Raw genomic sequence first — 6904 nt, 5'->3', positions numbered from 1 at the left:
CGATCTTCCTCTTTTTTATCGTAGCCGAAGAAACAGACGGCCCAGACTTTTGCCTTTCATCCGGGAGACGCCGCGCTCTGGCTCGGCGTCCGAAAGTGGCGGAAACCCGGCCGGATTCTGCCGCGGCAACGCCCCACCCTCTTCGTCCCGGTCTCGGCACAAAAAAAGGCATTCCGCCCGGACGGTGCGGCAAATTGCATCCGCGCCGGAGAATTACATCCGTTCCGGAACGTCGATGCCGAGCAGTTTCATGCCGCTGCGGATGACGCGGGCGACCTGCTGAGCCAGCTGGAGACGCATTCTGCGGGTTTCGTCGTTCTCCTCCTTGAGAATCGAATGGTCGTGGTAGTAACCGTTGAACTGCTTGGCCAGCTCGTACACATAGGCGCCGACGATCGAAGGCGCGAAGTTCTCGCCTGCGGCGGCAACGACCGACGGATATTCGGTCAGCGATTTCACGAGGGCGATCTCTTCGGGCAGGTAATCCGCCTGCGCCGCACCGGAGAAGTCGATGCCGGCTTCGGCGGCCTTGCGCAGCACCGAGCAGATACGCGCATGGGTATATTGGATGAACGGGCCGGTGTTGCCGTTGAAGTCGATCGACTCGCGCGGATCGAAAAGCATCGTCTTTTTCGGGTCCACCTTCAGGATGAAATACTTGAGCGCGCCCAATCCAACCATCGTGGAAACGGCGTCGGCCTCCTCTTCCGTACAGCCGTCGAGCTTGCCCAGCTCGTCCGACATCTCGCGGGCCGTGGATACCATGTCTGCGATCAGGTCGTCGGCATCGACCACCGTGCCTTCGCGCGACTTCATCTTGCCTTCGGGAAGCTCCACCATGCCGTAGGAAAGGTGCGTGATATGGTCGCTCCAGTCGGCATAGCCCAGTTTCTTGAGGATGAGCTTCAACACCTGAAAATGGTAGTTCTGCTCGTTGCCCACGACATAAATCATGTCGTCGAGCCTGTTCTCCTCGAAGCGGCGGTAAGCCGTGCCGAGGTCCTGCGTCATGTAGACCGAGGTGCCGTCGCCGCGCAGGAGCAGTTTCTCGTCCAGTCCGTCGGCCGTAAGGTCGATCCAGACCGAATTGTCGTCGCGGCGGTAGAACACGCCCTTGCGGAGTCCCTCCTCGACGAGACTCTTGCCCAGCAGGTAGGTCTGCGACTCGTAATAGATTTTGTCGAAATCGACGCCCAGCGCCTTGTAAGTCACGTCGAAACCTTCGTACACCCAGCCGTTCATCGTCTCCCAGAGCGAGTAGACTTCGGGGTCCTTGGCCTCCCATTTGCGCAGCATCTCCTGCGCTTCGAGCATCACAGGGGCGTTTTTCTTGGCCTCCTCCTCGGTTTGGCCCTGCGCCGTCAGCTCCTTGATCTGGGCCTTGTAATGCTTGTCGAACTCGACGTAGTATTTGCCGACGAGGTGGTCGCCCTTCATGCCCGACGAAGCGGGTGTCTCGCCGTTGCCGTAAAGCTTCCAAGCCAGCATCGACTTGCAGATATGGATGCCGCGGTCGTTCACCAGATTGGCCTTGATGACGTTATGGCCGTTGGCCCTGAGTATCTGCGCCACGGAGTAACCCAGCAGGTTGTTGCGGATATGGCCCAGATGCAGGGGTTTGTTGGTGTTGGGCGACGAGTATTCGATCATCACCGTACGTCCCGTGTCGGGAGCCTGCCCGAAGTTCGCATCGGCGGCGATCTCCGCAAAACGCGCGGCCCAGAACGCGCAGTCGAGGGTCAGGTTCAGGAAACCCTTGATGACGTTGAACGACTTGACTTCCGGCACGTTGGCCGTCATATATTCGCCTATCTCGGTCGCGGTGGCTTCGGGCGACTTGCGGCTTCGTCGCAGCAACGGAAACGTCACGAGGGTGTAATCGCCCTCGAACTCCCTGCGGGTCTTCTGAATCTGCAGTTGTTCGCCGTCGAGCGGACCGTAAAGCGCCTCCACCGAACGGCGGACCGCATCCGAAATAAAGTTTTCAATATTCATAACACAAAAGATTTGCCTGCAAATTTAGCGTTTTTCGGCTAATAACCAATCCCGCAAAGCCATAATTCTCACAAATTGCGGCCGCGGCGCCCCCGAAATTCCAAACAATGCTTATCTTTGCCGCTACATTACACGCTTTTCATGGAAATCATCATCATTATCCTGCTGATCCTGCTCAACGGGCTTTTCGCAATGTCGGAAATCGCGCTGATCTCGGCGCGCCGCTCGAACCTGACGGCACGCGCCAAGCAGGGCAACAAGGCGGCCGCCAAAGCCCTCCAGCTGGCTCAGGACCCGGACAGATTCCTTTCCACGATTCAGATAGGCATCACCCTGATCGGCATCCTGACGGGTATCTATTCGGGCGAAGCGCTGGCCGGCCGCTTCGGCGCGATGCTCGCATCGCTGGGCATGCCGCTCCGCACGGCCGTTCCGGTCGCCCAGATACTTATCGTCATCGTCGTAACCTACCTCACGATCGTCTTCGGCGAGCTGGTGCCCAAACGCATCGGCATGAAAAGCGCCGAACGGGTCGCCATACTCGTCGCACGGCCGATGCAGGTGCTCGCCAAGGTGACGTCGCCCTTCGTATGGCTGCTTTCGCGCAGCATCGAGCTTATCACCCGCCTGCTCGGAATACGGGATACGGAGAGCAAGGTCACCGAGGAGGAGATCAAATCGATCATTCAGGAGGGGACCGAAGACGGAGAAGTGCAGATCGTCGAACAGCAGATCGTCGGCCGCGTATTCTCGCTCGGCGACCGCAAGGTGGGTTCGATCATGACGCACCGCAGCGAAATCGCATGGATAGACCCCGCCATGACGCCCGCAGAGATCCGCGAGCTGGTCGGCAGGGAACCCCACACGCTCTACCCCGCCGCCCGCAGCAACCTCGACCGGCTGGCCGGCGTGATATACCTCAAGGACCTCTTCACGCACATCGGCGAGGAGGATTTCGACGTCGCATCCATACTGCGTCCGGCAAAATTCTTCCACGAGGAGACCCAAGTGTACACCGCGCTGGAACAACTCCGCAGCGAGCAGGTCGGCTACGGCATCGTCTGCGACGAATTCGGCGTGACGCAGGGCATCGTCACCCTGCACGACATCTTCGAAGCGCTGGTAGGCTCGATTCCCGAAGAGCGGGAGGAGCCGGACATCGTTCACCGGGAGGACGGCAGCTGCCTGATCGACGGGCAGTGCCCGTTTTACGATTTTCTGGTCTGCTACGGGCTGGAGGACGTCTACCCGAACAACCTCTACAACACCCTCAGCGGCCTGATCCTCGACGAGCTGGGGCATATTCCGCAGACGGGCGAAAAACTGAGGTGGAACACCTTCACGTTCGAGATCGTCGACATGGACGGCGCCCGCATAGACAAGATCCTCGCCTGCGAAACATCGGAAAAAACGAACCAGAACCCATGAAAATAGCTGATATAGAACTCGGCGAAAAGCCCCTGCTGCTGGCGCCGATGGAAGACGTGACCGACCCTTCGTTCCGCTACATGTGCAAGCGGTTCGGGGCCGACGTGGTCTATACGGAATTCATTTCGTCGGACGGGCTGATCCGCGACGCGGCCAAGTCGCTCAAAAAACTCGAAATCGACGCAGCGGAGCGTCCCGTGGGCATCCAGCTTTACGGCCACCTGATCGAACCGATGGTCGAAGCGGCCCGCATGGCCGAAGCGGCCGGTCCCGACATCATAGACATCAACTTCGGCTGCCCGGTGAAGAAAATCGCCGGGCGCGGCGCCGGATCGGGCATGATGCGCGACGTGCCGCTGATGGTCGAGATGACGCGCCGGATCGTGCAGGCGGTGCGCAAGCCCGTGACCGTCAAAACGCGGCTGGGCTGGGACGAGGAGTCGAAGAACATCGAGGAGATCGCATTGCGCTTGCAGGACGTGGGCATCGCCGCGCTCACCGTTCACGGCCGCACACGCGCCCAGATGTACCGCGGCGAAGCGGACTGGACGCTGATCGGCAAAGTGAAGAACAACCCGCAGATACATATCCCGATCATCGGCAACGGCGACGTGGATTCGGGACCGAAGGCCGCGGAGATGTTCGACCGCTACGGCGTGGACGGCGTGATGATCGGCCGGGCGACCTACGGGCGGCCGTGGATCTTCCGCGAGGTGAAGCACTATCTGGCCACGGGCGAAGTGCTCCCGCAGCCGTCGGTGTGCGAACGGGTCGAAATCGCCAAGGAGCATCTGCGCAAGTCGCTCGAAGTAAAGGGCGAATTCGTGGGCATCCTCGAAATGCGCCGTCATCTGTCCAATTATTTCAAGGGACTGCCCGACTTCAAGCCGACGCGCCTGAAGCTCGTCACGTCGCTCGACATCCCCGAACTGTTCGACACGCTCGACTCGATCGCCCGGCGCTGGGGCGACTTCGACGTAAGCGGGACGGTTCCCGCCCCGCTGTCGCACGACCTGTAAAACGGCGCGCCAGCCTATTTCAGCACGCGCTCGACATAGGCTTTGTAGTCCTTGACGACGGGTACGTACCCGTCGTCCTCGAAAAGCGGCGAAGAGATCAGAAAATCGGCCGACGAACGGTTGATGGCCGTCGGCACGTTGTAGAGCGTGGCCAGACGCAGCAGGGCCTTGACGTCCACGTCGTGCGGCTGGGCCGACATCGGGTCCCAGAAGAAAATCAGGGCGTCGATCTTGCCGTCGGCGATCAGCGAACCCAACTGCTGGTCGCCGCCCAGCGGACCGGATTTGAGCAGCGTGATCCTCAGATCGGGAAGCTCTTCGATCTCCTCGCCACCCTCGTACTCTTCCCGGTGGTCGCGCAGCGTCTTTTCGACCATCTTGCCGGTCGTACCCGTGCAGACCAGATGGTGACGGCCGAGTTTTTTGCTGTTCCAGTCCACCCATTCGGCCAGATCGTGCTTCATGTTGTCGTGGGCAACCAATGCCAGCACTTTCGTCCTTCGTTCCATAATGTCAGTTGCTTGAATGTTTGTTTCGCTATTGCACAAAGATAATATAAACCGCGAATTCGGCGGCATGAAAAAAGCCGGAATCACACCGGAGACAACGAAAAAGTCCCGCTCTCGGAGCGGGACTTTTTCTATTCGGCTTCGGACGGGAGTTTGAACTCCGTAAAACCGGCCCTGACCAGAATGTTGTACCACGCGAAGCACTTCTTCATGTCGGATACGTGCACCCGGTCGCGGTCGTATTCGGGAAGGACCTCGGCGAAAGCGGCTTTCAGCTTCTCAGGCGCCTCCTTGGGGCTGATGGCCTCCTTGCCGCCCGTATGCGCATAGATTTTGGTAAAGACGTCCGCCAGCGCAATGTCCTCGCCTTCGGTGAACATCGAAATCTCGGTCAGGGAGCTGACCTTCGACGACGCCGAGGCGTTCATCCGCCTGCCGTCGAGCAGCGACTCGACGATCACGCCGTTGGTGGACTGCGCCACGTATTTATAAAGTCCGGGCTGGCCCGAAATGGCCAGAATTTCTTTTAATTCCATAAACGATATCTCTGATAAAAATTAGTTTTCGTCCGGCAGGTCGGGATTCGGCTTTTCTTCGTCTTCGCCGCCCTCGACCTTGTAGGTATACGTCTGGGTCCACATGAAGACATAATCGGAACGGGTAAGCACCTGAAACGACACTTTCGCTCCGGCCTTCTGTCCCGGAATCCGCTCCCTGAACGTAACGGTGGTGGCGTCGTAATTGAAAGGCGTAGTCGTCACCACATTGGACTCGTCGCCGTCCACGAAGTAGGCAAGCCACACCTGTTTGACCTTGTACGGGCAGGATACCGTCGCATTCACCCACACGACCTCGTCCACCTTCACCGGTTCGGTGATTTTGTCCGGCTGCGTCGCCGTCGTGAAAGTCACTTCGTCGAAAACGGGCGGCGTCTCGTATTCGGGACCAAGCTCCTTGTTGCAGGCGGCCAGCAGCCAGACTGCGGCTGCGGCAAACAATAATTTTTTCATATACTCCTCACTTAGTTTTGTTTCACATGTACGTCCATCTGCGGGAAGGGGAAGCTGATGCCCTTGAGCGGCAGCAGTTTGTAGATTTTTTCGTTGTTCTCGAAAAACACGTCCCAGTAATCGGCGTTTTTCACCCATGCGCGCACCGAAAGGTTCACCGAGCTGTCGGCGAGCGCCGCAACCCACACCACGGGAGCCGGGTCGGTCAGCACACGGCTGTCGGCGGCCAGCAGGTCGAGAAGCGCCCTCCGCGCCGCATCGACGTCGTCGCCGTACGAAATGCCGATCGTCCAGTCCACGCGGCGCGTCTCGGAGGTCGAATAATTGTCGATGATCGCCGTGGCAATGGAATTGTTAGGAATATAAATGGTCTGGTTGTCCCCGGTGGTGATGACCGTCGAGAAGAGTTTGATCTCGCGCACCGTGCCCGACTGGCCCTGCGCCGAAATGAAATCGCCGACCCGGTAAGGTTTCATCAGCAGGATCATCACGCCGCCCGCGAAGTTCTGGGCCGTGCCGCTCAAGGCCATACCGATGGCCAGCGTGGCGGCCGAGAAGAGGGCGATGAGCGAAGTGACGTTGACGCCGAGGGTCTGCACGACGATCATCAGCAGGATGAGCGTGAAGACCACCTTGACGGTATTGCGCAGGAACGAGCGGAGCGAAGTGTCCACCTGACGGCGCTCGAATGCGGCGTCGAGCAGCCGCACGATGCGGCGCACGATCCAGCGGCCGATAAAATAGATGGCCAGCGCGATCAGGATCTTCACCAGTATCCAGACGGATTCGGAAAGCAGAGAGCGCAGCATGTCGCCCACGTCCAGATGGATGATTTTATTCACCGCTTCGGCGAGATTGGCTTTCTGCACGCTGTCGGGCAGGATCAAAGGCGCTTCGGGCGTTTCCGTAAAAAACGGCACGAGAAAAGACCACATAAAGTCCG

Annotated in this window: 7 protein-coding genes; 2 read left to right on the top strand and 5 right to left on the bottom strand. The window is 59.1% G+C overall.

The window, feature by feature from the left end; translation table 11 throughout:
* Positions 1-213 precede the first annotated feature (213 nt).
* Entirely contained in the window at positions 214-1995 is a 1782-nt protein-coding gene (argS, locus tag HMPREF9720_RS09600) for an arginine--tRNA ligase (protein ID WP_009598030.1), read from the bottom strand.
* A gap of 141 nt (positions 1996-2136) precedes the next feature.
* Between argS and HMPREF9720_RS09595 the strand changes: the two genes are divergently transcribed.
* Positions 2137-3423 (top strand): hemolysin family protein, encoded by a 1287-nt coding sequence (locus HMPREF9720_RS09595; protein ID WP_039940330.1) that lies wholly within the window; start codon positions 2137-2139, stop codon positions 3421-3423.
* Positions 3420-4442, top strand: a complete 1023-nt coding sequence (dusB, locus tag HMPREF9720_RS09590) for a tRNA dihydrouridine synthase DusB (protein ID WP_009598096.1) — start codon at positions 3420-3422, stop codon at positions 4440-4442. Before HMPREF9720_RS09595 ends, dusB begins: the two co-directional genes overlap by 4 nt.
* Before the next feature lie 14 nt (positions 4443-4456).
* On the opposite strand, the gene HMPREF9720_RS09585 is transcribed toward dusB, so the two are convergent.
* The 4 genes from HMPREF9720_RS09585 to HMPREF9720_RS09570 all read right to left on the bottom strand — a co-directional run bounded on the left by HMPREF9720_RS09585 (position 4457) and on the right by HMPREF9720_RS09570 (position 6896).
* Positions 4457-4951 carry a methylglyoxal synthase gene (locus HMPREF9720_RS09585; RefSeq protein WP_039940329.1) on the bottom strand — a complete coding sequence of 165 codons (495 nt, stop codon included), beginning with the start codon at positions 4949-4951 and terminating at the stop codon, positions 4457-4459.
* 131 nt (positions 4952-5082) lie between these two features.
* Complete coding sequence (locus tag HMPREF9720_RS09580; RefSeq protein WP_009598040.1) at positions 5083-5487, bottom strand: DUF5606 family protein; 405 nt, start codon at positions 5485-5487, stop codon at positions 5083-5085.
* 21 nt (positions 5488-5508) lie between these two features.
* The gene (locus HMPREF9720_RS09575) at positions 5509-5961 is read right to left on the bottom strand and encodes a hypothetical protein (RefSeq protein WP_009597954.1); all 453 of its coding nucleotides are present in this window, start codon (positions 5959-5961) and stop codon (positions 5509-5511) included.
* Positions 5962-5972: 11 nt separating this feature from the next.
* Positions 5973-6896, bottom strand: coding sequence for a mechanosensitive ion channel family protein (locus HMPREF9720_RS09570; RefSeq protein WP_009598016.1), 924 nt, complete (start codon positions 6894-6896; stop codon positions 5973-5975).
* Positions 6897-6904 lie beyond the last annotated feature (8 nt).

This window comes from Alistipes sp. HGB5 (assembly GCF_000183485.2).
Classification (GTDB): domain Bacteria; phylum Bacteroidota; class Bacteroidia; order Bacteroidales; family Rikenellaceae; genus Alistipes; species Alistipes finegoldii.
Note: the sequence above shows the minus strand (reverse complement) of the source record. Positions and strands in the feature narration are given on the sequence as shown.

Coding starts and splice junctions, on each gene's coding strand:
- HMPREF9720_RS09585 (WP_039940329.1), bottom strand. CDS start 4,951: ATGGAACGAAGGACGAAAGTGCTGGCATTGGTTGCCCACGACAACATG.
- HMPREF9720_RS09580 (WP_009598040.1), bottom strand. CDS start 5,487: ATGGAATTAAAAGAAATTCTGGCCATTTCGGGCCAGCCCGGACTTTAT.
- HMPREF9720_RS09570 (WP_009598016.1), bottom strand. CDS start 6,896: ATGTGGTCTTTTCTCGTGCCGTTTTTTACGGAAACGCCCGAAGCGCCT.
- HMPREF9720_RS09595 (WP_039940330.1), top strand. CDS start 2,137: ATGGAAATCATCATCATTATCCTGCTGATCCTGCTCAACGGGCTTTTC.
- dusB (WP_009598096.1), top strand. CDS start 3,420: ATGAAAATAGCTGATATAGAACTCGGCGAAAAGCCCCTGCTGCTGGCG.
- argS (WP_009598030.1), bottom strand. CDS start 1,995: ATGAATATTGAAAACTTTATTTCGGATGCGGTCCGCCGTTCGGTGGAG.
- HMPREF9720_RS09575 (WP_009597954.1), bottom strand. CDS start 5,961: ATGAAAAAATTATTGTTTGCCGCAGCCGCAGTCTGGCTGCTGGCCGCC.